This is a genomic window from Mycolicibacter heraklionensis (assembly GCF_019645815.1).
Taxonomy (GTDB): domain Bacteria; phylum Actinomycetota; class Actinomycetes; order Mycobacteriales; family Mycobacteriaceae; genus Mycobacterium; species Mycobacterium heraklionense.
This window is the reverse complement of record NZ_CP080997.1, coordinates 3,732,659-3,756,911: the sequence shown is the minus strand read 5'-3', so window position 1 is coordinate 3,756,911 and position 24,253 is coordinate 3,732,659. Positions and strand designations below refer to the sequence as shown.

The window sequence follows — 24,253 nt, the reverse complement described above, 5'->3', positions numbered from 1 at the left end:
GGGCGCAATTCAGGCACCGGCACAATCGTTAAATTATCGACGGGCACCCGCAGCTCCGGTCGGTCAGGGGATTGGAGAGCCGCCGCCGTCCTCATCTCCCGCGACCCAGACACCACGCCACCGCGGTGAGCAGTGCGCCCACGCCCACCCGCCGCGCCAGCCGCGTCGACCGCGGAATATCGGAGGGCACCGGCACCCGGCCGTAACCCATCCGCGCGCGATCCTCCCGCCGATTCCCGTAATAGGTGTTGACCCCGCCGAGCTGCACGCCCAGCGCCCCGGCGAAAGCGGCCTCGACCACTCCGGCATTGGGACTGGGATGGTGGCGGGCGTTGCGGTGCCACGCCCGCAGTGCGCCGGCACCATCAGGGCCCAGAGCAGCCGCCAGGACACCGCTCAACCGGGAGGCCGGCAATCCCAGCGCGTCATCCAACCGGGCTGCCGCCCAGCCGAACCGGTCGTAGCGGGCGTTGCGGTGCCCGATCATGGCATCCAGTGTGTTGGCTGCGCGGTGCGCGATCAGGCCGGGAATCCCAGCCACTGCCCCCCACACGAACGACGCCACCACCGCGTCGGAGGTGTTCTCCGCGACGGATTCGACGACGGCGCGGGCGACCTCGTCGGGGCCCAGCGCGGTCGTGTCGCGACCGACCAGGTTGCGGACCCGGGTCCTGGCCGAGTCCAGGTCGCCGGCGACCAGCAAAGCGTGCACGGTATCGGCTTCGCGTTCCAGGGACCGGCCGCCGAGCACCGCCCAGGTAACTGCCGCAGTCAGGACCGTTCGCGCCAACGGGTTTCGGGCGAGCAGTTCGGCGGTGTACGCCAGGCCGGTGGCACCGCCGACCAAGACCAGGACGTGGGCGACCCCGCTCGCCCGATTGTCGCGGTAAATCTGCCGCTCCAGCGCCAGTGCGCACGTCCCGAATCCGGCGACCGGATGCCGCCGCCTCGGATCACCCCAGACGCGATCGGCACCATAGCCGAGGGCCAGTCCGAGTGCCCGGGCCGCAATCACCGCCGCGTCCGGTCGAGCGTGACCAGCAGCTGATCCGTCAGGTCAGGGGGCCGCACCGCGATCCGCACCCAGCTGTCATCCAGGCCCGGAAAAGTGTCGGCGCGCCGCACGGCAATACCGTTCTCGCGCAACGCCGTATGCGCCCCGCGGCCGACCTGGGCCAGCACAAACGGTGCCAAACCTGCGACGAACCGTATCTCGCGCGCGGCGAGGCCCTCACTCAAGTGCACCCGCCAGGACATCAATTGCCGTGCCCGACGGTCGCTTTCGCGTTCCGCCCGCTCATCCGAGCACACCAGCATGGCCGCCAGCGCCGACGCGGACACCGACCAGGGGATCTGTAGTCGTGCCGCGTCGGCGAGCAGTGCGGGATCGCCGAGCAGATATCCCGCGCGAACCCCGGGGATCGACCAGTGCTTGGTCAGGCTGCGGCTGACCAGCAGACCCGAATGCCGCTCCCCGGATAGGGTTTCCGGCTCACCGGGGATCGCATCGAGGAACGCCTCGTCGACCAGCACCACCCGGCCCGGACGCAGCAGTTGGCGCAACGTCTGCGCCGGATGCAGTACCCCGGTGGGATTGGTCGGGTTGCCGACGACGACGAGGTCGGCGTCTTCGGGCACCGCGTCGGGGTGCAGTGCGAAGCCGTCGTGGGCCCGGCACAGCACCGTGCCGACGGTGTGACCGGCAGCGCTCAGCGCGGCATGCGGGCCGGTGTACTGCGGATGCACCACCACCGGGCAGCGCCACGCTCGCATTCGAGCCACCAGGTCGAAGGCCTCCGACGCCCCCGCAGTGGGCAGTACCTCCGGGGCGGTGAGACCGTGCCGGGCGGCCAACGCGGCGCGGGCCGCCGACGCATCGGGGTAGGCCACGGCGTCGTCGAGGGAGGCATGCAATGCGTGCTCGAGCCAGTCCGGGCGCGCCCCGGCGTAGATGTTGACCGCGAAATCGAGCAGCCCCGGTGTGGCCTCGACGTCACCGTGATGGTGCAGATCCGGGCCGCTGAAACCATGCACGGCGTCGGCGAACCGCTGGGCCAGCGCGGGATACCCGGCCCAATGGGTGTGCAGGTAGGACGCATGCAGGCTCGCCGAGGCAAAGCCGTCCGGCCCGTCGGGAAGCTGCCAGGCCGCGCTGACCGGGCGATCGAAAACGACCTGGGTGCGGTGAAACTCGTGCCCGGTGACCTGATCTCCCGCCCGCGCCAGCAGATTGTCGGCCACCGCCGTGGCCTGCCGGTAACCCAGCGTCAGGCGCGGGGTCATCGCCGCACAACCCGGCAGCGCGCCCACCCCGGCGTCCGCACCCACCCGGCGGCACAGGTAGGCCAACCCGCCACACTCGGCGACGGTCGGCACTCCCGCGGCCATCGCCGCCCGCAGCGCACCCAACAGCGCGGTGTTGGCCGCCAAGTGCTCTGCGTACACCTCCGGGAACCCGCCGCCCAGGTAGATCCCGGCGGTACCGGTCGGCAGACACGTGTCGGTGAGCGGGTCGAAGCTCACCACCTCGCAACCGGCGGCGCGCAGCAGCTCGAACGTCTCGGTATAGCCGAACGTGAACGCCCGCCCCGCGGCGACGGCCACCACCGGCCGCCGCCCCGACGCGGCGGTGACCTCGGCAGCCGGATCCCAGGCGCTGCCGGTCAATTCCGGAGCCTGGCGCGCCACCGCCGACACCGCGTCCAAGTCCACGTACTGCTCTACCAACCCGGCAAGTCGAGCCGCCACGGCCGCCGCCTCGCCGCGCTCACCCGCCGGTACCAGGCCGAGATGCCGCGACGGAGTCTGCACGCCCGCATCGCGAGGCAGCACCCCGAGCACCGGAATACCGCAGGGGCGCAAAGCGGCAACGACTTCATCAGCGTGCCGCGCACTGCCGGCCTTGTTCAGCACCACCCCGGCGACGCGCACCGCCGGATCGAAACCAGCCAGGCCCGCCACCACCGCCGCGTGTGTCCGGGAGGCATGCGAGACGTCGACGACCAGCACCACCGGCGTCGCCGTCAACGCCGCGACATGGGCGGTGGAAGCCTCGCCGTCGGTGCCCAGGCGCCCGTCGAAAAGCCCCATCACGCCTTCGATCACGGCGACATCCGCGCCCGCGGCGCCGTGCAGCAGCAGCGGCACGATCCGGTCGGCGCCGACCAGATACGGATCCAGGTTGCGGGCCGGCCGGCCGGTGGCCAGCGCGTGATAACCGGGGTCGATGTAGTCCGGGCCCACCTTGTGCCCGCTGACCTGCAGGCCGCGTGCCGACAGCGCCGCCATCACCCCGACGGCCACCGTGGTCTTGCCATGCCCGGACGCGGGTGCGGCGATGACCAGACGGGGAAGGGGAACGCCCACCACGCTCACCATTCGATGCCGCGCTGGCCTTTCTGGCCGGCGTCCATCGGGTGCTTGATATTGCCCATCTCGGTGACCAGGTCGGCGACCTCGATCAGCCGCGGATCGGCGCGCCGGCCGGTGATGACGACGTGCTGGTGGCCCGGCCGGTTGGCCAAGGTCTCCACCACGTCGTCGACGTCCACCCAGCCCCAACCCATCGGATAGGTGAACTCGTCGAGGATGTACAGGTCGTGGGTCTGCGCCGCCAGGCGTTCCTTGATCTGGGCCCAGCCTTCGGCGGCGTCGCCGGCGTGATCCTCGACGCCGCCGGCCTTGCGGCTCCACGACCAGCCCGACCCCATCTTGTGCCACTGCACCGGACCGCCCTCACCGGTCTCGGCGTGCAGGGCGCCCAGGCGCTCGAGCACGGTCTGTTCGCCGACCCGCCACTTCGCGGATTTCACAAACTGGAAGACCCCGATGTTGAAGCCCTGATTCCAGCCGCGCAGCGCCAATCCGAATGCGGCAGTGGACTTCCCCTTGCCGTCACCGGTATGCACCATCAACAGCGGCCGGTTGCGCCGCTGGCGGGTGGTCAGGTTGTCGTCGGGCACCGTCAGCGGCTGTCCCTGCGGCATCAGGCGGCTCCTCTTCCGGTGGCATCGCGGACGACCTCGGTCAGCGCCTCGGCACTCACCTGCGGCAGCGGAACGTATTCGGCCCGCATGTGCTCGGCCAGGGTGCGAGCCAACCCCAGTCGCATCCGGCCGTTCTCGCAGTCCACCACGACCGCCGAATATCCCTGCCCGGCAATCTGGTCGGCGGCGAGGCGAGAGCGCTCGACCGGGTCGGCGCCGGCGGTGGCCCGGCCGTCGGTCAGCACTACCAGCAGCGGGCGGCAGGCCGGCTCGCGCAGTCGCTCCCGGCGGATCACCTCGACAGCCTCCGTCAGGCCCTCGGCCAGCGGGGTGCGGCCACCGGCGGGCAACTCGTCGAGCCGGACGGCGGCGATCTCCACCGACCGTGTCGCGGGCAACACCACCTCCGCCTGCGTATCGCGGAACGTCACCACCGCCACCCGGTCCCGGCGGCGGTAGGCGTCCAGCAGCAAGGACAAGATCGCGGTCTTGACATGTCGCATCCGCTCGGCGGCGGCCATCGACCCGGAGGTGTCGACCACGAACAGCACCAGGTTGGCCTCCCGGCCTTCCCGGACGGCGCGACGAAGGTCGTTCGCCGCCAAGATCATCCGGCCGCCGGCACGGCCACGGGCACCCTGGTGCGGCGCGGCGGCGCGCAGCGTCTCGAACAGGTGCAGTCCGCCGGTGCTGCCGGATGCGGTGGCGCCCACCCGGCGTCCGGAGCTGGTGCGGGCCCTGCTGCGCCGGCCGGCGCGTCCGGAACCCACGCCGTCGACCGAGAAAAGCCGTGCCCGGTAAGGGGAGTCGGCGCCCACGGTCGAGGTGGAGCCTGGCTTGGAGTGCCCGGTCGGTGCGGGGCCGTCCTGCTGTTCCGGTGCCGGCGAACCATCCGGCGGACCATCGGGCTCGGGACCGTCGGGTCCCGGACCGTCCGGGTCAGGCTCGGGGCCGGAATCCTCCGGTGGGAGTAGCTCGTCGAGCTCAGCCTCATCGAGGCCCGGGGCGTCGAACGGCTTGCGTCGCCGCCGATGCGGCAGGGCCAGCCGGGCGGCCACCCGCAGGTCCTCGAGGGTGACCGCGTCGCGTCCCTGCCACGCCGCATGTGCCACCGCGGTGCGGGCACAGACGATGTCGCCGCGCAGACCGTCGACGTCGAATGCCGCGCAGATCTCACCGATCTTGACCAGCGCCGCGTCGGTCAGCGCCACCTGCGGCAGCAGGTCCTGGGCTTGCCGGATCCGGGCCCGCAGCCGGTCTTGGGCCGCGGCGTAGGTCGCGGCGAAGGCATCCGGATCGGCGTCGAACGCCAGCCGCCGGCGCACCGCCTCGGCACGCAACACCGGATCGCGCGGGGCGGACACCTCGACGGTCAACCCGAACCGGTCGAGCAGTTGGGGGCGCAGCTCGCCCTCCTCGGGATTCATCGTCCCGACGATCACGAACCGCGCGGCATGGGTGACCGAGACCGCGTCGCGTTCCACGGTCAACCGGCCCATCGCCGCGGCGTCCAGCAGCAGGTCCACCAGGTGGTCGGCCAACAGGTTGACCTCGTCGACGTAGAGGATGCCGCGATTGGCGCGCGCCAACAGCCCCGGTTCGAAGTCGACGGTGCCGGCGCTGAGCGCCCGCTCCAGGTGGATGGAGCCCACCACCCGGTCCTCGGTGGCGCCGACCGGCAGCTCCACCAGCCGCACCGGGCGGGTCTCGACGGCGGCGTCGCTGGGGAACGGGCCGTCGGGGGAGAGCGGGTTCGCCTCAGTCGGATCGGAAGAGAACCGGTCGCCGGCCACCACGTCGATGGGCGGCAGCACCTGGGCGAGCGCACGGACCAGCGTCGACTTGGCGGTGCCCTTCTCGCCGCGGATCAGCACCCCGCCGATACCGGGGGAGATCGCGCTCAGGACAAGTGCCAGCGCCATGTCGTCGAGGCCGCCCGGGCCATCCGGGTCGCCGCCGAGGACAGCGGGAAAGGGGTACAGCTGTTGCATTGAGGCTCCGCTCGTGTGGCCAACACCTCTGTGTTGGCAACGCGAAGCCGGTATTCGGACTGACCGTGGCGCACCGAAGAGCGTCGCGGAACACCGTAGCGGGCCTGCGTCGGAGTCACACCGACTTCCCTGGCACTTCGCGCCGATACCCTAACACCCATGGCGTGAGACGCCGACCTGGGCGAAAGGACTAGAGGACCCATGACCGCACCCGAAGCAGACCTGACCGGATGGGTTGCCGAGCCGTTCACCGGCGGCGAATTCACCCACGACGTGTACCGCAAGGGCGAGGGCCCCGGCGTGGTGCTGATCCCGGAGATCCCAGGGATTCACCCCGGGGTGCTGGCGTTGGGAAATCACCTGGTGGACAACGGTTTCACCGTGGCGATTCCCTCGCTGTTCGGCGAGCCGGGTAAGGCGATCACGCCGGGCTACGCCGCGGCCACGATCGCGCGGGCCTGCGTGACGCGGGAGTTCGCCGCGTTCGCCACCGACAAGCAGCGGCCGGTCACCCAGTTCCTGCGGGCGTTGGCCCGCGACCTCAACGAGAAGACTCCCGGCAAGGGCGTCGGGGTGATCGGGCAGTGCTTCACCGGCGGTTTCGCGCTGGCCGCGGCCGTCGACGACTCCGTGCTGGCCCCGGTGCTCAGCCAACCGTCGGTGCCGATACCGCTGACGCTGAAGCAGCGCCGCGACCCGGGGCTCTCGGAGGTCGAGCTGGGTGTCGTCGCCGACCGCGCCGCCAATGACGAGCTGTGCGCTCTGGGCCTGCGGTTCAGCGAGGACAAGATGGCCCCCGGCGACCGTTTCGCGACGCTGAAAGCTCGCCTCGGCGATGCGTTCGAGGTGATCGAGATCGACTCGTCGCCGGGCAATCCGGACGGCCTGTCCCGGATGGCGCACTCGGTGCTCACCGACCAGGTCCGCGAGGTCGACGGCCACCCCGCCTACGAGGCACGCAAGCGGGTGGTGCAGTTCCTCACCGAACGCCTGACCTAGCGGTGCCCGCCGCGGAACGCATCGCCGTCGTCGGCATCGGCGCCGACGGCTGGGCCGGGCTGGGCGGGCCGGCGCGGGACACGGTGCTGGCGGCCGACGTCGTGATCGGCGGGTCGCGCCACCTGGACCTGCTGCCCGCGGTCGAAGGCCAACAGCGCCACACCTGGCCGTCGCCGCTGCGGGCCGGGCTGACCGGGCTGCTCGACGGGCTGGCCGGGCAGCGAGTGGTCGCGCTGGCCTCTGGCGATCCGCTGCTGTCCGGGGTGGGCAGCACGTTGATCGAGCTGTTCGGAGCCGACCGGGTCACGGTGGTCCCGGCGGTCTCGTCGGTCACGCTGGCCCGGGCCCGGTTGGGCTGGCCCGCGGAGTCCGCCGCGGTGATCCGGGCCGCCGATGTGCACGCGGTGCTGCGCGAGCTGGCGCCGGGCCGACGGGTGCTGGTGTTGTCGTCGGACCAGACCACCCCGGGGCAGCTGGCCGCCCTGTTGACCGAGCGCGGCTACGGGGCGAGCCGGATGGTGGTGCTGGGTGACCTCGGCGGCGCGGCCGAATCCAGGCGGGACAGCACCGCGGCCACCTTTGCCGGCCCGGTGCCGCGGCTCAATATCGTCGCCCTGGAACTGTCCGGCCCGCTGGTCTCCGGCTGGGCGGCCGGCCTACCCGACGACGCCTACGAGCACGACGGGCAACTCACCAAACGCGACCTACGGGCGTCCGCGCTGGCGCGGCTGGCCCCGGCGCCCGGGCAGCTGCTGTGGGACGTGGGCGCGGGTGCCGGCTCGGTGGGCATCGAATGGATGCGCTCGCATCCGACCTGCCGTGCCCTCGCTGTCGAGTCGAACGATGCCAGAGCGCAACGTATCTCGGACAACGCCCGCAACCTCGGGGTGCCCGCGTTGCGGGTGGTTCACGGCACGGCCCCGCAGGTGTTGGCGGACCTGCCCGCCCCGGACGCGGTGTTCATCGGCGGCGGCCTGAGCCGGGACGGGGTGCTGGCGGCCTGCCTGGCAGCGCTGGTACCGGGCGGGCGGCTGGTGGCCCACGGCGTCACGCTGGAAACCGAGGCGCTGCTGGCGACGGCCTACCGCGAACACGGCGGCGAGCTGACCCGCATCCAGGTTGAGCACGCCGCACCCCTGGGGTCCTTCACCGGCTGGACGCCGGCCCGGGCGGTCACCCAGTGGGCGCTAACCCGGCCCTGACCGGTCCCGAGCCGGGTCATAGAGGTGGCTCTCGCCGGCACACGGATCGGGCAGATCGGCCACCGCCCGGCCGACCAGGATGACCGCGGCCGACCGCAGGCCCGCCGCCTCGACCGCGTCGGCGATGTCGGCGATCGTCCCGCGCAGCACCAGCTCCTCGGGCTGCGAGGCGCGATAGACCACCGCGACCGGGCAGTCCGGACCGTACTCGGATTCCAGCTGGGCCATCAGTTCTCGGGTCCGAGTGATCGCCAGGTGCAGTACCAGGGTGGCTTGCGTGGCGGCGAATGCGGCCAGCGATTCCCGCTCCGGCATCGCGGTGGAGGAGGCCTGAACCCGGGTCAACACCACCGACTGCGTCACCAGCGGGACCGTGAGCTCGCGGCCGAGCGCCGCCGCGGCGGCCGCATACGCCGGCACTCCGGGCGTCACCTCCCACGGCACCCCGGCGGCATCGAGGCGGCGGGTCTGCTCGAAGACCGCGCTGTACAGCGAGGGATCCCCGGAGACCAGCCGCACCACCGCACGTCCCGCCCGGTGCGCGGTGACCAGCCGGTCGGTGATCGCGTCCAGGTTCAGGTCGGCGGTGTCGACGAGGTCGGCCGTACTCGAGCAGTGGGCGAGCACCTGTGGGTCCAGGTAGCTGCCCGGATAGAGCACCACGTCTGCCTCGGCCAACAGCCGGGCGGCCCGCACCGTCAGCAGCTCCGCCGCGCCCGGGCCGGCGCCGACGAACTGGACCGTTAACGCACCCATCGCGGCGTCCACACTCGCCCAGCCGTCACCCGGGTTGACGAGGCACCCACCAGGACAAGACATTTCATGTCGATGGTGTCGGTGTCCAGCTCGCCCAGAGTGGTCACGGTGAGTGCCTCGGACTCCCGGCCGATGTCACGGCCGACCACCACCACCGTCGCCGCGTCCCGATGTTCCAGCAACACCTTGCGCGCGATCGCGATCTGGTCGGGCCGGGCGCGAGACGCCGGGTTGTAGATCGCCAGCACCAGATCGGCTTCGGCGATCGCCCGCAGCCGCGACTCGATCACCGCCCAGGGCTTGAGCCGATCCGAGAGGCTCAGCACCGCGAAGTCGGCACCGATCGGGGCGCCGGCTGCCGCGGCCACCGCCTGCACCGCGGAGACTGCGGGCAGCACTCGCACCGAAACATGTTGATATTGCTCGTTATCGGCCGCCTCGAACACCGCTGATGCCATCCCGAACACCCCGGCATCCCCGCCGGAGACCACCGCCGCCCGCTCGCCGCGCGCGGCCAGGTCCAGCGCGAAGCGGGCCCGGTCGAGCTCGACGGTGTTGCCCGAGGTGTGCCTCTGCAATCCCTCTCGCTGCGGAACCCGCGCGACGTAGGGGCCGTAGCCCACCACATGATCCACCTGCTCCAGCGCGGCGGCCGCTTCGGCGGTCAACCAGCCGTCGGGCCCGGGTCCCAGCCCGATGACCAGCAGCTCGGCGGGCTGGGAAACCTGTTCGACCACGGCGGGGGCCGGCTCGGCCGACGTGCGGGAGCGCTGCCCGTTGCGGGAGTCGCCGTCCACGACGATCAGCGACAGATAGGGAACCTCGTCGGATTCGTCCATGCCGGCCACCGGCAGCCAGCGCTGTTGCGGATGACTCGCCCGCTCGACGTAGTAGGCGTGCTCCAGGCGGCCCGCCGCTGCCAGGGCCCGGCGCACTGCCGGGAACGTGCGGCCCAGCTTCATGATGATGGCGCCGTCGGTGTCGGCCAGCCGCATCGCCAGCTCGTGCTCGCCCAGGGTGCCCGGCAGCACGGTCAGCACGTCGGTCTGGCGCACCAGCGGCATCCCGAGCGCGGCGGTGGCGGCGCTGAATGCCGGTACACCGGGAATGATCTCGGTGTCGAAGCGCGCCGAAAGCCGGTCGTGCATGTACATGAACGAGCCGTAGAACAGCGGATCGCCCTCGGTCAGCAGCGCCACCGTGCGACCCGCATCCAGGTGCGCGGCCAGCCTGGACGCCGAGGCCTCATAGAAGTCGGCGAGCGCGCCGGCATAGCCGCCGGGGTGATCGGTGACCCCGGTGGTGACGGGGTAGCGCAGCTCCTCTTCGCGGACACCCGGCCGGATCAGGTCGGCGGCGATGGTGCGCGCATACGACGCCTTGTTGACCCCGGCGTGGTAGGCCACCACGTCGGCGTCGGCGATGATCCGGGCGGCCTTGCGGGTGATCAGTTCCGGGTCGCCGGGGCCCAGGCCCACGCCGTAGAAGGTGCCGGTCATTCGGCATCCGAGGCGAGTGCGTTGAGGGCCGAGGAGGTGATCGCCGAGCCGCCGCGCCGGCCGCGCACGGTCACGAACGGGATGTCGATGCCGTGGTCGGTGTGCAGGGCGGCCAACGCCGCCTTGGACTCGGCGGCGCCGATGAAGCCCACCGGGCAGCCGACGATCACCGCTGGGCGCGGCCCGCCGTCGAGGATCAGCTCCAGCAGGTGGAACAGCGCGGTGGGGGCGTTGCCGATCGCGACGACGGCACCGGCCAGCTCGGGTTCCCACAGCGAGACGGCCGCCGCCGAACGGGTGGTTCCCCATTCCTTCGCCAGCTCCGGTACCCGCTCGTCGCGCAGGTAACAGCGCACCTCGTTGCCGGCCGGCAGCCGCCCCGCGGTCACCCCGACCGCCACCATCCGGGCATCGCAGAGGATCGGTGCCCCGCCGTCGAGCGCGGCCCGGCCGGCCGGCACCGCGTCGGGGTGGATCACCAGGTCCTTGGCAACATCGGTCTGCCCGGCGCCGTGAATCATCCGCACCGCGAGCCGCTCGGCGTTCGCGGGGATATGGGACAGCTCGGACTCGCGGCGGATGGTCGCAAACGACTCGAGGTAGATGGCCGGGCCGTCGGCGATGTAGTCGTAGCGCTTGGTGGGTCTGTTCACGAAGCCAACTCCTACGCGGGGACGAAGATGCCGTGCCATGGGGTCACGACGACCTCGGCGGCGACCGGAAGCGTGCGCGCGCGATCCGGGGTGAGCACCCCGTCAGGCATCGGCACATGGGTGCCACCGGGCACCGGACCGTAGGGTAACGGACCCGACGGGGCGGGCAGGCGTACGTCGGCGGACACGATGGCGGCAAGCGGCCCGGAAAGCTCCCGGATGTGCCAGGGCGCGTCGGGTCCGTCGCCGCGGGCGGTCTGGAAGGCTCCGGCCAGCTCGGCGAGCCGCGTCGCGGCGTCCTCGAGACCGATCACGGCACCCCAGTGCTCGCCGATCCGCAGCTGCGCCGCCGTGCTGCTGAGCGCAACCAGGCCGGTATCGGCGGAGCGGTCCAGCAGGTCGCCGCGGCCGTCGTCGAGGACGAACAGGAAGCGGCCGGGCAACCCGGCGAGTCGCGGGTCGCCGCACAGCAGGGCGTCCAGCCGCGCCGCCACCGGTCGTAGGTCCGCCCGCCCGCCGGCGTGGCCGGTCTGCGGCGAGACCAGGATGTTGCGGATCAGCTCGTGGCTGCGCGACGGCAACAGCCCGGTCGACTCCAGGGCGGCCACCGCCTCGGGGGCCAGCTCACCCCGGTGATCGGCCAACCCGCGCAGCTGCAGGTTGGCCCGCTTGGTCAGGTAGACCGAACCGTCGGCGAACTCGGCGCTGACCTGCAGTAAGCGGGCCAGCGATGCGGCCGGCAGTCGACCGCCGACCAGGCGCAGCCGCACCAGCAGTCCGTCGTCGGCCACCCAGGGGCGCAGCACGCCCGGGCACCGGTCGGCCCTCGTCCTCATCTGTCACACCCGCCACGCGGGGGAGGGCATACCGCAGTTGCCCGCCTTTGCGCGACAACACCCGTTAAGTCAGCGCTGCCGGTGGCGGGTTTGGCGTGCACGGACTGAATTGTCGCTCAAAGGCGGGCGACAGACATGCCCCCGCCCTCCGGTGACAGGTGGGACGTGTGGGGCTCAACCGCCCAGTGCCGCCACCGCCGGGCCGAACATGGTGTCCTTGATCGCGCCCAGCGTGCCCGAGTCCTTGCCGGCCAGCGGTCGCAACAGCTCGGTCGCGACCGGAGTCACCGCGCCCTCGGCGGCGGTGCTGTCCACAATGCCGAAGGCCGCGGCGTCCACCCCGCCGAACCGGCGGCCGGTGGTCATCGACGCCACCTGGGCCTGTGGGGTGAGCTTGGCCTGGATCAGCGCCGCCATTCCCGCCGTGAACGGAATCCGGATGTCGACCTCGGGCAGGCAGAAGAAGCCGCGATCGGCGCGCATCACCCGGAAATCGTGGGCGAGTGCCAGCATCGCGCCGGCCCCGAACGCGTGGCCGACCACCGCCGCCGCGGTGGGGATCGGCAAGGTCAGCATCCGCGCGAGCAGGGCGTGCACCCGGCCGACGTACCAGTCGGTGCGGTCACCGTTGGCCATCAGCCAGTCCAGGTCCAGGCCGTTGGTGTAGAACTTGCCGCCCGCGGTGGTCACCAGGCCGTGCGCTTTCCCCTGGCTGTTGGCGTCCAGCACGTCGTCGAGAACGCGATTGATCTCGTCGAGAAAATCGGGGGAGAACCGGTTTTCGTCGTCGCCGAGGTCCAGCACCGCGATCTGGCTGTCATAGGTCAGGTTCACTTCGAGGGATCCTTTCTAGAGGGTGGCCCGACCGACAGCACGCCGCGGACCGCCGCGTGCAGGTGGGCGCGGGCGTATGTGCTGCCCAACCGGTTCCGGCTGAGCACGATAGCGGTGGGCAGGTCGACGACGCAGGTGGTGATGGTGTCGACGGCGGCGGCGTCGCGGCGCGCCCACAGCGCGTCCGCGAGCCGGATGAGCAAGCCGACCAGCTGGGCATCGGCGCCGCGCAGCTGCTCGGCCAGCTCGGGAGCAAGATCGTCGTCGGGCAGTTCGTCGCGCCGGATCGCGAACAGCAGCTTGCAGGCGTCGGGATGACGCTCGGCGAACGCCACCGGGGCGTCGGCAGCGGCCACCACAGCCTCGAGTGGGTCCGACACCGCTTCCACCAGCGCGCCCTGTACTGCCAGGAAGCGCCGGGTGGCCCGCAGCCAGGCGGCGGCGACCAACCCGGCACGCGAGCCGAACTCGTGGTAGACCGCGCCATTGGAGGCGCCGGTGGCCTCCCCGATCGCGCGAATCGTCACCGCGGCGGGGCCGGACCGCGCGGCAAGCGACTCGACGGCGTCGAGCACCTGCTCGGGGTCGTGCACGCGCGGGCGGGGCATGGCCGCCACCGTAACAGAGCGCCCGCTCTGTTACCAGGTGCGGTCGTCCGGTCTCGGGCGTGACAGGATCGAGCAATCATGAGCACTCCCGGTTCCCGTCCCGTCGTATTCTCCGGCGCCCAGCCGACCTCCGACTCGCTGCACCTCGGAAACGCCCTCGGCGCGGTCGCTCAGTGGACCAGCCTGCAGGACGATCACGAGGCGTTCTTCTGCGTCGTCGACCTGCACGCGATCACCGTTGCGCAGGACCCGGCGACGCTGCGGCGCCGCACACTGGTGACGGCCGCCCAATACCTGGCGCTGGGCATCGACCCGGCGCGCAGCACCGTCTTCGTGCAGAGCCACGTGCCCGCCCACGCCGAACTCGCCTGGGTGCTGGGCTGTTTCACCGGCTTCGGGCAGGCGTCGCGGATGACGCAGTTCAAAGACAAGTCGCAGAAGCAGGGTGCCGACTCCACCAGCGTGGGTCTGTTCACCTATCCGGTGTTGATGGCCGCCGACGTGCTGCTCTACGACACCGAGGTGGTCCCGGTCGGGGAAGACCAGCGCCAACATCTGGAGCTGGCCCGCGACGTCGCGCAGCGTGTCAACGCGCGGTTCCCGGAGACCTTCGTCGTCCCGGAACCGATGATTCCGAAGGCCACCGCCAAGATCTATGACCTGCAGGACCCGACCGCCAAGATGAGCAAGTCGGCGGCCACCGACGCCGGTCTGATCAGCCTGCTCGACGATCCGGCGAAGAGTGCCAAGAAGATTCGCTCGGCGGTCACCGACTCCGAACGCGAGATCCGCTACGACCCGGAGGCCAAGCCCGGCATTTCGAACCTGCTGACCATTCAGGCCGCGGTCACCGGCTCCGACGTCGCGACCCTGGTGGACGGCTATGCCGGGCGCGGCTACGGCGACCTGAAGAAGGAGACCGCCGAGGCCGTCGCCGAGTTTGTCACCCCCATCAAGGCCCGGGTGGATGAGCTGCTCGCCGACCCGGCTGAGCTGGAGGCGGTGCTGGCCGCCGGTGCGAGCCGGGCGCGTGCGGCGGCCGCCGGAACGCTTGCGCGGGTGTACGACCGGGTGGGATTCCTGCCGCCGCGGGCATGAGCAAGGCATGAGCAAGGCCGTGACCGACCCCTCTAAGCCGGGCATCATCGACCGGCTGCGGTCGCGTTATGGCTGGTTCGATCACGTGGTGCGGGCGCAGGAGCGCTACGACGACCGCCGGGGCAACTTCTTCGCCGCCGGGATGAGCTACTACACCATCTTCGCGCTGTTCCCACTGGCGATGGTCGGCTTCTCCGTCGGCGGGTTCCTGTTGTCGCGGCGCCCCGAGGTGCTCGACGAGATCGAGCGCCGGATCAAGCACTCGATCCCCGGCGAGTTCGGCAACGAGCTGATCACCTTGGTGGACAGCGCGATCGCCTCGCGCGCCTCGGTGGGGCTGATCGGCCTGGCCGCGGCCGGGTGGGTTGGTCTGACCTGGATTGCCAACCTGCGCGAGGCGCTGTCGCAGATGTGGGAAACCCGTTTGGACAAGCAGGGTTTCGTCTCCGCCAAGCTGTCGGACCTGCTTGCGATGGTGGCGGCGTTCGGCGCCATGCTGGCCACCATTGCGCTGACCGCCCTGGCCGACCCGAAGCTGATGCGAAACTTCCTGCGCTGGATCGGTGTTCCCGACTTCACGCTGCTGGGCGGGCTGCTGCGCGTCGTGTCGCTGACGATGGCGGCCGGGGTGTCCTGGCTATTGTTCACCTGGATGATCGCCCGGCTGCCCCGGGAGTCGGTGAGCTTCGACAGTGCCATGGAGGCCGGCGCGATAGCCGCGGTCGGCTACGAACTGTTCAAACAGGCGGGCTCGGTCTATCTGCAGTCGGTGATCAACGGCCCGGCCGGGGCGGTGTTCGGGCCGGTCCTGGGCCTGCTGGTGTTCGCCTACATCACCACCCGGCTCGTTCTGTTCGCCACGGCGTGGGCGGCGACGTCGGCGGACAACCTGCCCAGCGACTGACGCCGGAGATCGTGGCGCGGTCTATTCGGCGGCTGGGTCGACGAGGTCGGCGTACTCCGGGTGTTTGGTGATGTAGGCCTCCACGAACGAGCAGGTCGGCACCACCCGTTTGCCGGCCGCCCGGGTGTCGTCCAGGGCTGCGCCGATCAGGGTGCTGGCCAGTCCGCGTCCGCCGAACGCCTTGTCGATCACGGTGTGGTGGAAGATCCGCTGATCGCCCTTTTCGATGTAGTCGGCGAAGCCGGCCTGTTCGCCGTCGACGGTGATCCGGTACTGCCGGTTGTCGTGCGTGACGGTCGGTTCGCTCACGATTCTCCTTCAGCTCAGCCACGTTCCGCGGCGCATCACCCGCACCACGTGCAGGTCGGCGTTCATCACCACCAGGTTAGCCGTGGACCCGGCGGCCAAAACCCCGGCGCCGTCGAGACCGAGGGCGCGGGCCGGAGTGGACGCGGTCATGAGCACCGCCGCCGTCAGCGCTGCGTCGTCGCCGCCGAGCAGCCGCACCGCGGTCGCGAACAGCCGGTCCATGGTGGCGGTGCTGCCGGCGATGGTCGTCGTGCCCCGCAGCCGGGCGACTCCGCCGGCGACGTCGACGTCGAGCCCGCCCAGGGTGAACCCGCCGTCGCCGGCTCCGGCGGCGGCCATCGCATCGGTGACCAGCGCGACCCGGTCCGGGCCGGCGGTGGCCACCACGTGCCGGACCACACCCGGGTGCAGGTGCACGCCGTCGGCGATCAGCTCGACGGTCACCCGGGGATCGGACAGCAGCGCGGGAACCGGTCCCGGCTCGCGATGGTGCAGTGCCCGCATCGCGTTGAACAGGTGTGTGGCCACGGTCGCACCGGTGTCGAGAGCGGCCTGCGTCAGTTCGTAGTCCGCGTCGGTATGCCCCACGGCCACAACGACTCCCGCGTCGACCAGGCGCCGGATGGCCGCGATGCCTCCGGGCAGCTCGGGTGCCAGGGTGGCCATCCGGATCGTGCCGTCACCGGCGGCCAGCAGCGCGTCGATCTCGGCGTCGTCGGGGGCGCGCAGCTGCCCGCTGTCGTGCGCGCCGCAATGCAGCCGGCTCAGCCACGGCCCCTCCAGGTGGATGCCGTCCACGACACCGCGCCGGGTCGCGGCGGCCAGCGTGCGCACCTGAGCGAGCAGGGTTTCCGGAGACGCGGTCACCAGGCTGGCCAGGCCCCCGGTGGTGCCGTGCGAAGCGTGCAACGCCGCCGCGCGGTCCGGATCGTCGGCGTAGGAGACGCCGGCGCCGCCGTGCACATGCATGTCGATGAAGCCCGGAACCATCAAGCAGTCACTGAAATCGGCGTCCGCGCCAACCGTCCCGGACCCGCAGTCGGTGATCCGCCCGTCGGCCACCGACACCCAGCCGGGCCGGAGCACCGCACCGTCGAGCACGACGGCGCCGGCGGCGATGACGGTCACGCCGGTGCCTCACTGCCCGGCACCAGGGCGGCGGCGTCGTCGGCGGGCCAACGTCCGCCGTTCTCCCAGAAGTGCCGGATGTCTTCCAACTGGCGGCCCTTGGTCTCTGGGGCGTAGCGGTAGACGAAGGCCAGGCTGAGCGTGGCCAGCACACCGAACACCGCGAAGGTGCCGGCGCCGCCCAGTGAGGTCAGCATGGTCAGGAAGACCGCGGCGACGATCGCGTTGGCCACCAGGTCGGAGGTCAGCATCGCGGAGGCCCCCATCGATCTCATCCTGGCCGGCAAGCTCTCCCCGGCATACACCCAGACCAGGGAGCCGAAACCGAACGTGTAGCCGACGGTGAACAGCAGCACCCCGCCGAACTTGACCACCGCCAGTACGTCACCGAACACCTCACCGGCGGCGAACACCGCGACCAGCAGCAGGTTGGCCGCGACCATCGCCGCTATGCCCGCCAGCAGGATCGGCCGCCGGCCGACCCGGTCGATGATCGCCAGCGAGACGACCATCGCCGCCAGGGCGGCGACCTGCACCAGCGCCGGCAGGACCAGCAACGCGAAATCGCCTTCGAAGCCCATCTTTTCGAACAGCCGGGGGCTGTAGTAGACGATCGCGTTGATCCCGGTGATCTGGATGAAGAAGCCCAGCGTGACCACGAACAGCGTCGCCCGCAGGTAGGGCGGCCGCAGCATCTCGCGCAGTACGCCGACCCCGCCGGCCTGCTCCTCGGCCAGGGTCGCACCGATCTCGGCCAGCTCGCGCTGCGCGTCGGCGCCGGGTTCAATCCGCCGCAGGGTGCGTTCCGCGTCGTCGGCGCGGCCCTTGAGCAGATACCAGCGGGCGGTATCGGGGAGGCGGGCCAAGGCCCACGTCACCAGCACGGCGGGAACCGCGGCCAGCCCCAGCATCGCCCGCCAGTTGCCGGTGCCGGCCAGCAGGTAGGCGACCAGGTAGCCGGCGATGATCCCGATCACCGTGGCCACCCCGTAGGTGACCAGCAGTGCGCCGCGGGCATCGGCCGGCGCCGACTCGGCCACGAACACCGGGACCACCACCACCGATACCCCGATGGTGATGCCCAGCAGCAGCCGCGCCACGGTCAGTGTCGTCACCGAGGTCGCGGCCGCGCCCAGCAACGCGAAAGCCGCGTAGCCCAGGGCCACCGAGACCATCGAGCGCTTTCGGCCGATCGCGTTGGCCAGCCATCCACCGGCCATCGCGCCGCCGATCTCGCCGATCACCGTCGCGGTGGTGATCATCTCCTGCTGGGCTTCGGTGAGCCCGAAATCATGCTCGATGAACAACAGCGCGCCGGCGATATTGGACAGGTCGTAGCCGTAGATGACCCCGACGCTGGCGGCGGCCACCCCCACCAGAAGTGCCAGCGGCGAGGAGCGGCGCAGTTCCCCGATTCGGCCCATCTGGCTCACGGTAGGGGATGCGGTCGTCTACCGAATGCCCGAGTCGCGGTGATCAGCCAGGCTCGCGTACCAGTAGGTCAGCCCGGCCGCGACGAATTCGACGGCGCACGCCGCGGTGAAGGCCGGATGCGGCATGCCGACATCGGCCATGGACATCAGCCGGGACACCCCGAGCAGCGCCATGGTGGCGGCCAGCAGGCGCACGGCTCCGGCCGGGATCGGGGAGCGCCGAAAGGCCTCGAGGTAGCCGACACCGAAGCCGATGAGCAGGGCCCCGGCCGCGCGGCTCTCGCTGTCCACGGTCGCGTTGACGGCCTGGCCGTCCGGAATCGAATCCAGCGAGAACGCCATCCGGCTGATCCCGATCCCGATCAGCAGCAAGCCGGCCAGCCAGCCGAATGCTCGCAGCGCCTTGATCACCATGCCGAGCCCCTTCTGGGGCGGCGGTTCACCGCCCGTGCACCCATGATGAGCCCGAACACGACGATCGTCCCGAAGATGCCCACCCCGACGCGCACCGGCACCGTGTCGTCCGACGGCGCCAGCAGCATGGCCTGGGGGTTCGCCGCGTCGGCCGGTCCGCGGGGCGCCACCAGCGAGGGGTCGGGCTCGATCAGCGTCCCGACTCGGGTGCCGGCCGGGACGGAGAAGCCGTAGTCGAGCAGCTGGGCGGCCTGCTGCCAGGGCGGAATCGGCTGTCGGGTGCCGCGCAGCAGCACCGCCACCAGCCGGCGCCCGTCCCGGGTCGCGGCGCCGACGAACGTCTGCCCGGCGTCGTCGGTGTAGCCGGTCTTGCCGCCGAGGGCGCCCGGGTAGTTGTAGAGCAGCTGGTTGTCGTTCTCCAGCTGGTAGCCGGGCGTATCGCCGTAGCCGGGAAAGTCGAAGGTGCGGGTCGCCACGATGTTGGCGAACGCCGGGTTGTTCCAGGCGTAGCGGTAGAACAGCCCGATGTCGTAGGCCGAGGTGCTCATGCCCGGCCCGTCCAGACCGGAGGGGGTGGCGGCGCGGGTGTCGCGGCCGCCGAGCCGCGCGGCCAACGTGTTGATCTTGTGCAGTGCCACATCCCAGCCGCCGAGCTGCATGGCCAGGGCGTGGGCGGCGTCGTTGCCCGATCCCATCAGCAGGCCGTGCAGCAACTGGTCGACGGTGAAGCGGCCGCCGGGGCCGACGCCCACCCGGGTGCCTTCGGCGTTGGCGTCTTCCTGGGTGCCGAGAACGACGGCGTTCGGGTCCAGCTCGTTCAGCGCTGCCATCGCGGTCAGCACCTTGATCACGCTGGCGGGCCGGTGCCGCCCGTGCGGGTCGCGGGCGGCGATCACCGCACCGCTGTCCAGATCTGCCACCAGCCACGACTCGGCGGAGACCTCGCTGGGAACCGGCGGGGTGTCTGGTGCGGCCACGATCCCACAGCCGGCCAGGGCCTCACCGCCGACCGGGGTGGCCGGCACGGGCAGCGGCAGCGGGGGAGCACCGGCTTGGGGCACCTCGGAGGCGTCTACCGCGGGAGGGGTACTGACCTGGTACGGGCAGCCGACCGTTCCCGCGTTGAGGCCCGGGGTGGGATCCGCCGTCGCCAGGGGTGCGGCCGCAGCGAGAAAACCCGCCGCCACCAGGGCTGACACCGAGCGCAGAGCAGTCATCGTGTGTGCAGGGTAGGCCAAAAGCGCGCTGAAACCGGGGAGCCACGCTGTGGTTGGTGGTTCAGGAGTTATGTCTGTGGTGTAGTCCAAAGGCCCAGGATCAGCCTGAGCCCCCGTTCGATCTCGTGCATGGTTTCGGGAGTCAGCGTGCCCAGTCGCTCCAGTAGGCGGCCGCGGGGCGGTGCGTGCCCGGTTCGCCGGTTCGAGCGGCGCCGAGGGCGACGAGCCAGAGGTCGCCGCGGTGCGGTTCAACCCGTGGGTCCGGTCTGCGTTCAGTCAAGGCCGTCGCCGCCAGTGGTGTCCCAGTCGCGGTTCTCGTCGACAAGGGTGTGCAGCGCAGCTTCGGCCCGCGTGGCGTCGCGTTCGGCGCGGAAGGCAGCTGCACGCTCGGCGTCGGCGGCTAGTTCCGAGAGCTCGAAGTACGCCAGGCCAGACCCGGCGATCCGCCCCATCCACAACCGGCCGTCGGACTCCACCACGCCGGTGGCCAGCCCGAAGTCGGGGTGTTCGGTGCGGAACTGGGCCAGCACCCGCCCGTCGTCGGCATCGAAGGCGACAACCCACACCACCGGCGTGGGGTCGGGCAGCAAGCGGTAGGGCAGCAGCCGCCAGAGCAGGCGGCGCAGCACCGGCGCGCGGGGACTGAGCCAATCGGACAGTGCATTGCGATCGGAGACCATCGCGACCCAGATCCGTCCGTCGGTCCCGGTGGAGATGTTGTCGGGGTGGCCGGGCAGTTCCTCGACCAGTGGGGTGATCGAGCCGCGGTGGGGACCGGTCAGCCAGTACTTGGACAGTCGCCGCCCGGTGCTCTCGGCGAACACGACTGCCGATTCGTCGGTGGTCAGCGTCACGCCGTTGGCGAAGTGCAGCCCGTCGGCCAGCACGCTCACCGCACCGTCGGGATCGCGCCGCAGCAGCGACCCGCTGCCGCGGGCCTCGATCACCGAACCCTTGTAATGCTCATAGTGGAACCGGTTGGTGGATTCGGTGAAATAGATTGTGCCGTCCGCGGATTCGACGGCGTTGGAGCAGAACGTCAGCGCCTGCCCGGCCACTTCGCTCACAAGCGTCTCCAGTCGCCCGGTCTGCGGGTCATAGCGCAGCAGGCCGCGGTGGCTGTCACAGATCAGCAGCCGGTGATCGCCGGTGAAAGCCAGTCCCAGCGGGCGCCCGCCGGTGTCGGTCACCACCCGTGGTGCGGTGCCGTCCGGGCCGACCGCGACGATGCGCCCGTCCTCGACGCCGGTCCAGATGCTGCCGTCGGCGGCGGCGACCACGTCTTCGGGGGCGGTGCCGGGAATCTCGACGATTCTCAGCGCCGGGGTGGGATCCGGCGGGGGTAGCGGCCGCGAACCCGGGGGCTGCCAGCGGACGGGGTCGATGTGCGGCTTGGCCATTGCTGCATTGTGTCTGACCGGCCGAACCCGATTTGTGCCTAGGCTGGTGGCGATGACGGCATCGGTGGAGGATTTCTAGGCGTTACGGCCTCATCTGCTGGCGGTGGCCTACCGGCTCACCGGCATGTTCGCCGACGCCGAGGACATCGTGCAGGACGCCTGGCTGCGGTTCGACGCCGCCGAGCGTGACCGCATCAACGACCCACGGGCCTGGCTCACCACGGTGGTGAGCCGGCTCGGCCTGGACCGGCTGCGTTCGGCGGCACGGCGGCGCGAGTCCTACGTCGGCGAGTGGCTGCCCGAGCCGGTGGTCACCGGCGTCGACGACGCGGATCCGCTGTCGACGGTGGTGGCCGGCGAAGACGCCCGGTTCGCCGCAATGGTGGTGCTGGAGCGGCTGACTCCCGATCAGCGGGTGGCCTTCGTGCTGCACGACGGATTCGCGGTGCCATTCGGCGAGGTGGCCGGGGTGCTGAACACCACCGAAGCCGCGGCCCGCCAGCTCGCCTCGCGCGCCCGCAAGGCCGTCACCGCTGACCCGCCGCCGCAACCCGATCCGCGCCACGACGAGGCGGTCGGCTCGTTGATGGCCGCGATGGCAGCCGGTGACCTGGCGGCCGTGGTGGTACTGCTGCACCCCGACGTGACGTTCACCGGCGACGCGAACCGCCGGGCGCCGACCGCCCCGCGGGTCATCCGTGGTCCGGAGAAGGTGGCCCGGTTCCTGCTCGGCCTGGCGCGCCGCTACGGCCCGACTCTGATCACCGCGAACCAGCTGGCGCTGGTCAACGGTGAACTCGGTGCCTACACCCCGGGCGCACCCGGCGCCGACGGTTTCTCCGAGCTGATGCCGCGGGTCACCGCGATGACGGTGCGCGACGGGCGGGTGGTGGCGATCTGGGACATCGCCAACCCGGACAAGTTCACCGGAACCCCGCTGCGCCCCACCGAGTCGAACGGAGAATGAGCATGCCCAACAGCATCACGACGAAGATGGGCGCGTTGATGTTTCGCGCGATGGACAAGATGCGCCACCGCGACGCCTTCGACATCGGCGATCCCACCGGCACGGACTTCACCGGCTTCGACACATCTCGGCAGATCGTGCTGGTCACGTTCAAACGATCGGGTGAAGCGATGCCGAGCCCGATCAACCACGGTGTCGACGCCGGACGGATCTACGTCCGCACCGATGCCTCCACCGGCAAGGTCAAACGGATCCGCAACAACCCGAACGTCGTGGTGGTCCCCAGCAGCCTGCGCGGGAAGCCCACCGGGCAGCCGGTGGCGGGAACCGCCAGGATTCTGCCCGAGGCTGAGCATGCGCACGCCGAACGTGCGATCGCTGCCAACTGGAGTCCGGCGATGCGGATCTTCGAGCGCGGTCTGGACAAGGGCAGTGCGGCAGCGGGACTCCCGATCGCCTACATCGAGATCACTCCTGCGAGTCAGCCTCGGTGATCCAGGGCACCCGGCAGGCATCCCCGGAGTTGAAGCCCTGCTCGGTGATGCCCAGCGCCGAGTACATCCGGGATCGCATGTTCTCCACCCCGATCTGGTAGGTCAGCTCGATCACGCCGGCGTCGCCGAACCGCTGCCGCAGATCGGCGACTTGGGCGTCGGTGACCGAATGCGGATCGGTGGTCATCGCGTCGGCGTAGGCGATCGCGGCCCGCTCATCGTCGGTGAAAAGCGGAGAACTCGCGTAACTGTCGATTTCCTTGAGTCGCTCGGTGTCCAGGCCCTCCAGCCGGGTCAGCATGGCCCCGAAGTCCACGCACCACGAGCAACCGACGGTGCGGGCGGCCCAGAACACCGCCAGGTCCCGCGGACCGGCGGGCAGCTTGCGCGACGCGGACTGCAACAGGCCCTCGTGCACGGCGTTGGCCACCAGCAGGCGCGGGTGGTGGGCGATGACGGCGAACGGTTCCGGGACCTCACCGAAGCGCCGCTTGGTGTAGCGGTACATCGCCCGCACCAGCGGGTTGGCCTTCTTGGGGGACAGCGGTTCGATTCGTGTTCGAGTAGTCATACCTGTTAGACGAGGCGGCCCGCCGAAGTGTGACGGCCCCTTTTTTTCGCGCCAGCGCGCGTGTTTGCACGGCGACACGCCGCTACAGCTGTACAACTGTGAACGCTCGCGCACCGAGGTAGGCGCGCCTCAGATCAGGAACGGCACCAGCGCCTTGCGGTCGGTCGGGTAGTCGGCGAACTTCTCCTGGTACCACCGGTGGGTGCCCAGGGCCCGGGGGATCAGATTCCCGGCGGTGATCAGCAGGATGGCGACGCCGGGCAGCGCCCAGGTCAGCACCGCGAAGCCGGTCCAGGCGATGATCTCGCCCAAATAGGCGGGGCTGCTGACGAACCGGAACCCGCCGCCGAACGGAATGCGGTACTCGGCGCCACCGGGATTGTTCTTGTCGCGCAGGTTGCGCACGATCGACTCGGAGTTGACCAGCAAGGCGAATCCGCACAGGTAGATCACCAGGCCCACCAGGAACCGCGGATCGGTCAGCCAGCGGGTGCCGTACTGACCGAAGTAGTCATGGCTGAACAGCGCCCCGTTGAGATAGCCGTGCATGGACGTGACGAGCATGCCCATCACCACCACCGAAATGTTGAAGGTGCTGCGCTTGCCGGGCACCTGGCGGATCGCCAGCGGGAAGAACCAGCCCCGATTGGCGTAGTGCAGCGCCCAGATCCCGGCGAGCACCAGCGACGTCGGCTCGAACCGGGCCGGCCCGCTCAGATAGGCGGCCAGGAACACCACGGTCGCCGGGATCTCCATCAACCACCAGCCGAACTTGGGGTTCAGGTTCAAGCCGAGCTTCGTCGTCGAGAACCGCCCGTAGGAGCTCTGGCCGAAGAAGCCGCCGACGATCACGAACGCCGCGAAGGCGAACGCTGCGGTCAGGACGGTGTCGTAGACGGTGTTGCCGGTGTACCAGTGCATGCTCAGTGTCCTATCACGGTCGCGGCCAACCTA

23 protein-coding genes, 2 pseudogenes and 1 riboswitch are annotated in these 24,253 nt (G+C 70.8%); of the genes and pseudogenes, 6 read left to right on the top strand and 19 right to left on the bottom strand.

Annotated features, from left to right (window positions below; translation table 11 throughout):
- Nucleotides 1-91 precede the first annotated feature (91 nt).
- From cbiB to K3U94_RS17835, 4 genes are read right to left on the bottom strand one after another with little or no spacing between them, the layout of a single operon-like run.
- Nucleotides 92-1,015, bottom strand: coding sequence for an adenosylcobinamide-phosphate synthase CbiB (cbiB, locus tag K3U94_RS17850; protein ID WP_230987200.1), 924 nt, complete (start codon nt 1,013-1,015; stop codon nt 92-94).
- Nucleotides 1,012-3,366 carry a bifunctional hydrogenobyrinic acid a,c-diamide synthase/histidinol phosphate aminotransferase CobBC gene (gene cobBC / locus K3U94_RS17845; protein WP_230987199.1) on the bottom strand — a complete coding sequence of 785 codons (2,355 nt, stop codon included), beginning with the start codon at nt 3,364-3,366 and terminating at the stop codon, nt 1,012-1,014. Before cobBC ends, cbiB begins: the two co-directional genes overlap by 4 nt.
- 5 nt (nt 3,367-3,371) lie before the next feature.
- Nucleotides 3,372-3,986, bottom strand: coding sequence for a cob(I)yrinic acid a,c-diamide adenosyltransferase (cobO, locus tag K3U94_RS17840; RefSeq protein WP_047318667.1), 615 nt, complete (start codon nt 3,984-3,986; stop codon nt 3,372-3,374).
- Nucleotides 3,986-5,977, bottom strand: a complete 1,992-nt coding sequence (locus tag K3U94_RS17835; protein ID WP_220694577.1) for a VWA domain-containing protein — start codon at nt 5,975-5,977, stop codon at nt 3,986-3,988. The genes cobO and K3U94_RS17835 overlap by 1 nt, the downstream gene beginning before the upstream one ends.
- A gap of 28 nt (nt 5,978-6,005) precedes the next feature.
- A riboswitch (cobalamin riboswitch) is annotated at nt 6,006-6,132 on the bottom strand.
- Nucleotides 6,133-6,178: 46 nt separating this feature from the next.
- Between K3U94_RS17835 and K3U94_RS17830 the strand changes: the two genes are divergently transcribed.
- Both K3U94_RS17830 and cbiE read left to right on the top strand, forming a co-directional pair.
- Complete coding sequence (locus K3U94_RS17830) at nt 6,179-6,976, top strand: dienelactone hydrolase family protein (protein WP_220694576.1); 798 nt, start codon at nt 6,179-6,181, stop codon at nt 6,974-6,976.
- 2 nt (nt 6,977-6,978) lie between these two features.
- Nucleotides 6,979-8,178: a precorrin-6y C5,15-methyltransferase (decarboxylating) subunit CbiE gene (gene cbiE / locus K3U94_RS17825; protein WP_220694575.1), complete on the top strand. Its 1,200-nt coding sequence runs from the start codon at nt 6,979-6,981 to the stop codon at nt 8,176-8,178.
- Here cbiE and cobM read toward each other — a convergent pair.
- The 6 genes from cobM to K3U94_RS17795 all read right to left on the bottom strand — a co-directional run bounded on the left by cobM (nt 8,164) and on the right by K3U94_RS17795 (nt 13,364).
- Nucleotides 8,164-8,934: a precorrin-4 C(11)-methyltransferase gene (gene cobM / locus K3U94_RS17820; protein ID WP_220694574.1), complete on the bottom strand. Its 771-nt coding sequence runs from the start codon at nt 8,932-8,934 to the stop codon at nt 8,164-8,166. The genes cbiE and cobM overlap by 15 nt on opposite strands.
- The gene (cobJ, locus tag K3U94_RS17815) at nt 8,922-10,433 is read right to left on the bottom strand and encodes a precorrin-3B C(17)-methyltransferase (protein WP_220694573.1); all 1,512 of its coding nucleotides are present in this window, start codon (nt 10,431-10,433) and stop codon (nt 8,922-8,924) included. The genes cobM and cobJ overlap by 13 nt, the downstream gene beginning before the upstream one ends.
- Nucleotides 10,430-11,125: a precorrin-8X methylmutase gene (locus K3U94_RS17810; RefSeq protein ID WP_220694572.1), complete on the bottom strand. Its 696-nt coding sequence runs from the start codon at nt 11,123-11,125 to the stop codon at nt 10,430-10,432. The genes cobJ and K3U94_RS17810 overlap by 4 nt, the downstream gene beginning before the upstream one ends.
- The gene (locus tag K3U94_RS17805; RefSeq protein WP_220694571.1) at nt 11,098-11,922 is read right to left on the bottom strand and encodes a ferredoxin-like domain-containing protein; all 825 of its coding nucleotides are present in this window, start codon (nt 11,920-11,922) and stop codon (nt 11,098-11,100) included. The genes K3U94_RS17810 and K3U94_RS17805 overlap by 28 nt, the downstream gene beginning before the upstream one ends.
- A 174-nt stretch (nt 11,923-12,096) precedes the next feature.
- Nucleotides 12,097-12,756 (bottom strand): enoyl-CoA hydratase-related protein, encoded by a 660-nt coding sequence (locus K3U94_RS17800; RefSeq protein ID WP_220694570.1) that lies wholly within the window; start codon nt 12,754-12,756, stop codon nt 12,097-12,099.
- Complete coding sequence (locus tag K3U94_RS17795) at nt 12,753-13,364, bottom strand: TetR/AcrR family transcriptional regulator (RefSeq protein WP_220694569.1); 612 nt, start codon at nt 13,362-13,364, stop codon at nt 12,753-12,755. The genes K3U94_RS17800 and K3U94_RS17795 overlap by 4 nt, the downstream gene beginning before the upstream one ends.
- 78 nt (nt 13,365-13,442) lie before the next feature.
- On the opposite strand from K3U94_RS17795, the gene trpS reads away from it, so the two are divergent.
- Together trpS and yhjD are read left to right on the top strand one after the other, a co-directional pair.
- Nucleotides 13,443-14,462, top strand: a complete 1,020-nt coding sequence (gene trpS / locus K3U94_RS17790; RefSeq protein ID WP_220694568.1) for a tryptophan--tRNA ligase — start codon at nt 13,443-13,445, stop codon at nt 14,460-14,462.
- Between the two features lie 7 nt (nt 14,463-14,469).
- Nucleotides 14,470-15,366, top strand: coding sequence for an inner membrane protein YhjD (gene yhjD, locus K3U94_RS17785; RefSeq protein ID WP_047318676.1), 897 nt, complete (start codon nt 14,470-14,472; stop codon nt 15,364-15,366).
- Between the two features lie 21 nt (nt 15,367-15,387).
- On the opposite strand, the gene K3U94_RS17780 is transcribed toward yhjD, so the two are convergent.
- From K3U94_RS17780 to K3U94_RS17750, 7 genes and pseudogenes are all read right to left on the bottom strand, one after another.
- Entirely contained in the window at nt 15,388-15,675 is a 288-nt protein-coding gene (locus K3U94_RS17780) for a GNAT family N-acetyltransferase (RefSeq protein ID WP_220694567.1), read from the bottom strand.
- 9 nt (nt 15,676-15,684) lie between these two features.
- On the bottom strand, nt 15,685-16,803 hold the full coding sequence (gene nagA, locus K3U94_RS17775) for an N-acetylglucosamine-6-phosphate deacetylase (protein WP_220694566.1): 1,119 nt from the start codon (nt 16,801-16,803) through the stop codon (nt 15,685-15,687).
- Nucleotides 16,800-18,209, bottom strand: a complete 1,410-nt coding sequence (locus K3U94_RS17770; protein ID WP_434084933.1) for a sugar porter family MFS transporter — start codon at nt 18,207-18,209, stop codon at nt 16,800-16,802. Before K3U94_RS17770 ends, nagA begins: the two co-directional genes overlap by 4 nt.
- A gap of 45 nt (nt 18,210-18,254) precedes the next feature.
- Entirely contained in the window at nt 18,255-18,650 is a 396-nt protein-coding gene (locus tag K3U94_RS17765; protein WP_220694564.1) for a DUF4345 domain-containing protein, read from the bottom strand.
- Nucleotides 18,644-19,867: a D-alanyl-D-alanine carboxypeptidase family protein gene (locus tag K3U94_RS17760; protein ID WP_047318680.1), complete on the bottom strand. Its 1,224-nt coding sequence runs from the start codon at nt 19,865-19,867 to the stop codon at nt 18,644-18,646. Before K3U94_RS17760 ends, K3U94_RS17765 begins: the two co-directional genes overlap by 7 nt.
- Before the next feature lie 172 nt (nt 19,868-20,039).
- Nucleotides 20,040-20,147 (bottom strand): annotated as a pseudogene (locus K3U94_RS24450) (hypothetical protein); the annotation flags it as partial.
- Nucleotides 20,140-21,267, bottom strand: coding sequence for an SMP-30/gluconolactonase/LRE family protein (locus K3U94_RS17750; RefSeq protein ID WP_220694563.1), 1,128 nt, complete (start codon nt 21,265-21,267; stop codon nt 20,140-20,142). The pseudogene K3U94_RS24450 and the gene K3U94_RS17750, both read right to left, overlap by 8 nt.
- A 94-nt stretch (nt 21,268-21,361) precedes the next feature.
- Between K3U94_RS17750 and sigJ the strand changes: the two genes are divergently transcribed.
- A complete protein-coding gene (gene sigJ / locus K3U94_RS17745) occupies nt 21,362-22,234 on the top strand; it encodes a sigma-70 family RNA polymerase sigma factor (protein ID WP_267878365.1) in 873 nt (290 codons plus the stop codon).
- A gap of 2 nt (nt 22,235-22,236) precedes the next feature.
- The gene (locus K3U94_RS17740; RefSeq protein ID WP_047318683.1) at nt 22,237-22,728 is read left to right on the top strand and encodes a PPOX class F420-dependent oxidoreductase; all 492 of its coding nucleotides are present in this window, start codon (nt 22,237-22,239) and stop codon (nt 22,726-22,728) included.
- Here K3U94_RS17740 and K3U94_RS17735 read toward each other — a convergent pair.
- Both K3U94_RS17735 and K3U94_RS17730 read right to left on the bottom strand, forming a co-directional pair.
- Nucleotides 22,703-23,332: pseudogene (locus K3U94_RS17735) on the bottom strand (carboxymuconolactone decarboxylase family protein); the annotation flags it as partial. The gene K3U94_RS17740 and the pseudogene K3U94_RS17735 sit on opposite strands and share 26 nt — an antisense overlap.
- Before the next feature lie 96 nt (nt 23,333-23,428).
- Complete coding sequence (locus tag K3U94_RS17730; protein ID WP_220694561.1) at nt 23,429-24,220, bottom strand: phosphatidylethanolamine N-methyltransferase family domain-containing protein; 792 nt, start codon at nt 24,218-24,220, stop codon at nt 23,429-23,431.
- Nucleotides 24,221-24,253 lie beyond the last annotated feature (33 nt).

What these genes read in the sequence shown, in the direction of transcription:
- cobO (WP_047318667.1), bottom strand. Translation starts at nt 3,986, where the DNA reads ATGCCGCAGGGACAGCCGCTGACGGTGCCCGACGACAACCTGACCACC.
- K3U94_RS17835 (WP_220694577.1), bottom strand. Translation starts at nt 5,977, where the DNA reads ATGCAACAGCTGTACCCCTTTCCCGCTGTCCTCGGCGGCGACCCGGAT.
- K3U94_RS17830 (WP_220694576.1), top strand. Translation starts at nt 6,179, where the DNA reads ATGACCGCACCCGAAGCAGACCTGACCGGATGGGTTGCCGAGCCGTTC.
- cobM (WP_220694574.1), bottom strand. Translation starts at nt 8,934, where the DNA reads ATGGGTGCGTTAACGGTCCAGTTCGTCGGCGCCGGCCCGGGCGCGGCG.
- cobJ (WP_220694573.1), bottom strand. Translation starts at nt 10,433, where the DNA reads ATGACCGGCACCTTCTACGGCGTGGGCCTGGGCCCCGGCGACCCGGAA.
- K3U94_RS17810 (WP_220694572.1), bottom strand. Translation starts at nt 11,125, where the DNA reads ATGGCACGGCATCTTCGTCCCCGCGTAGGAGTTGGCTTCGTGAACAGA.
- K3U94_RS17805 (WP_220694571.1), bottom strand. Translation starts at nt 11,922, where the DNA reads ATGAGGACGAGGGCCGACCGGTGCCCGGGCGTGCTGCGCCCCTGGGTG.
- K3U94_RS17795 (WP_220694569.1), bottom strand. Translation starts at nt 13,364, where the DNA reads ATGCCCCGCCCGCGCGTGCACGACCCCGAGCAGGTGCTCGACGCCGTC.
- trpS (WP_220694568.1), top strand. Translation starts at nt 13,443, where the DNA reads ATGAGCACTCCCGGTTCCCGTCCCGTCGTATTCTCCGGCGCCCAGCCG.
- yhjD (WP_047318676.1), top strand. Translation starts at nt 14,470, where the DNA reads ATGAGCAAGGCCGTGACCGACCCCTCTAAGCCGGGCATCATCGACCGG.
- K3U94_RS17765 (WP_220694564.1), bottom strand. Translation starts at nt 18,650, where the DNA reads ATGGTGATCAAGGCGCTGCGAGCATTCGGCTGGCTGGCCGGCTTGCTG.
- K3U94_RS17760 (WP_047318680.1), bottom strand. Translation starts at nt 19,867, where the DNA reads ATGACTGCTCTGCGCTCGGTGTCAGCCCTGGTGGCGGCGGGTTTTCTC.
- K3U94_RS17750 (WP_220694563.1), bottom strand. Translation starts at nt 21,267, where the DNA reads ATGGCCAAGCCGCACATCGACCCCGTCCGCTGGCAGCCCCCGGGTTCG.
- K3U94_RS17740 (WP_047318683.1), top strand. Translation starts at nt 22,237, where the DNA reads ATGCCCAACAGCATCACGACGAAGATGGGCGCGTTGATGTTTCGCGCG.
- K3U94_RS17730 (WP_220694561.1), bottom strand. Translation starts at nt 24,220, where the DNA reads ATGCACTGGTACACCGGCAACACCGTCTACGACACCGTCCTGACCGCA.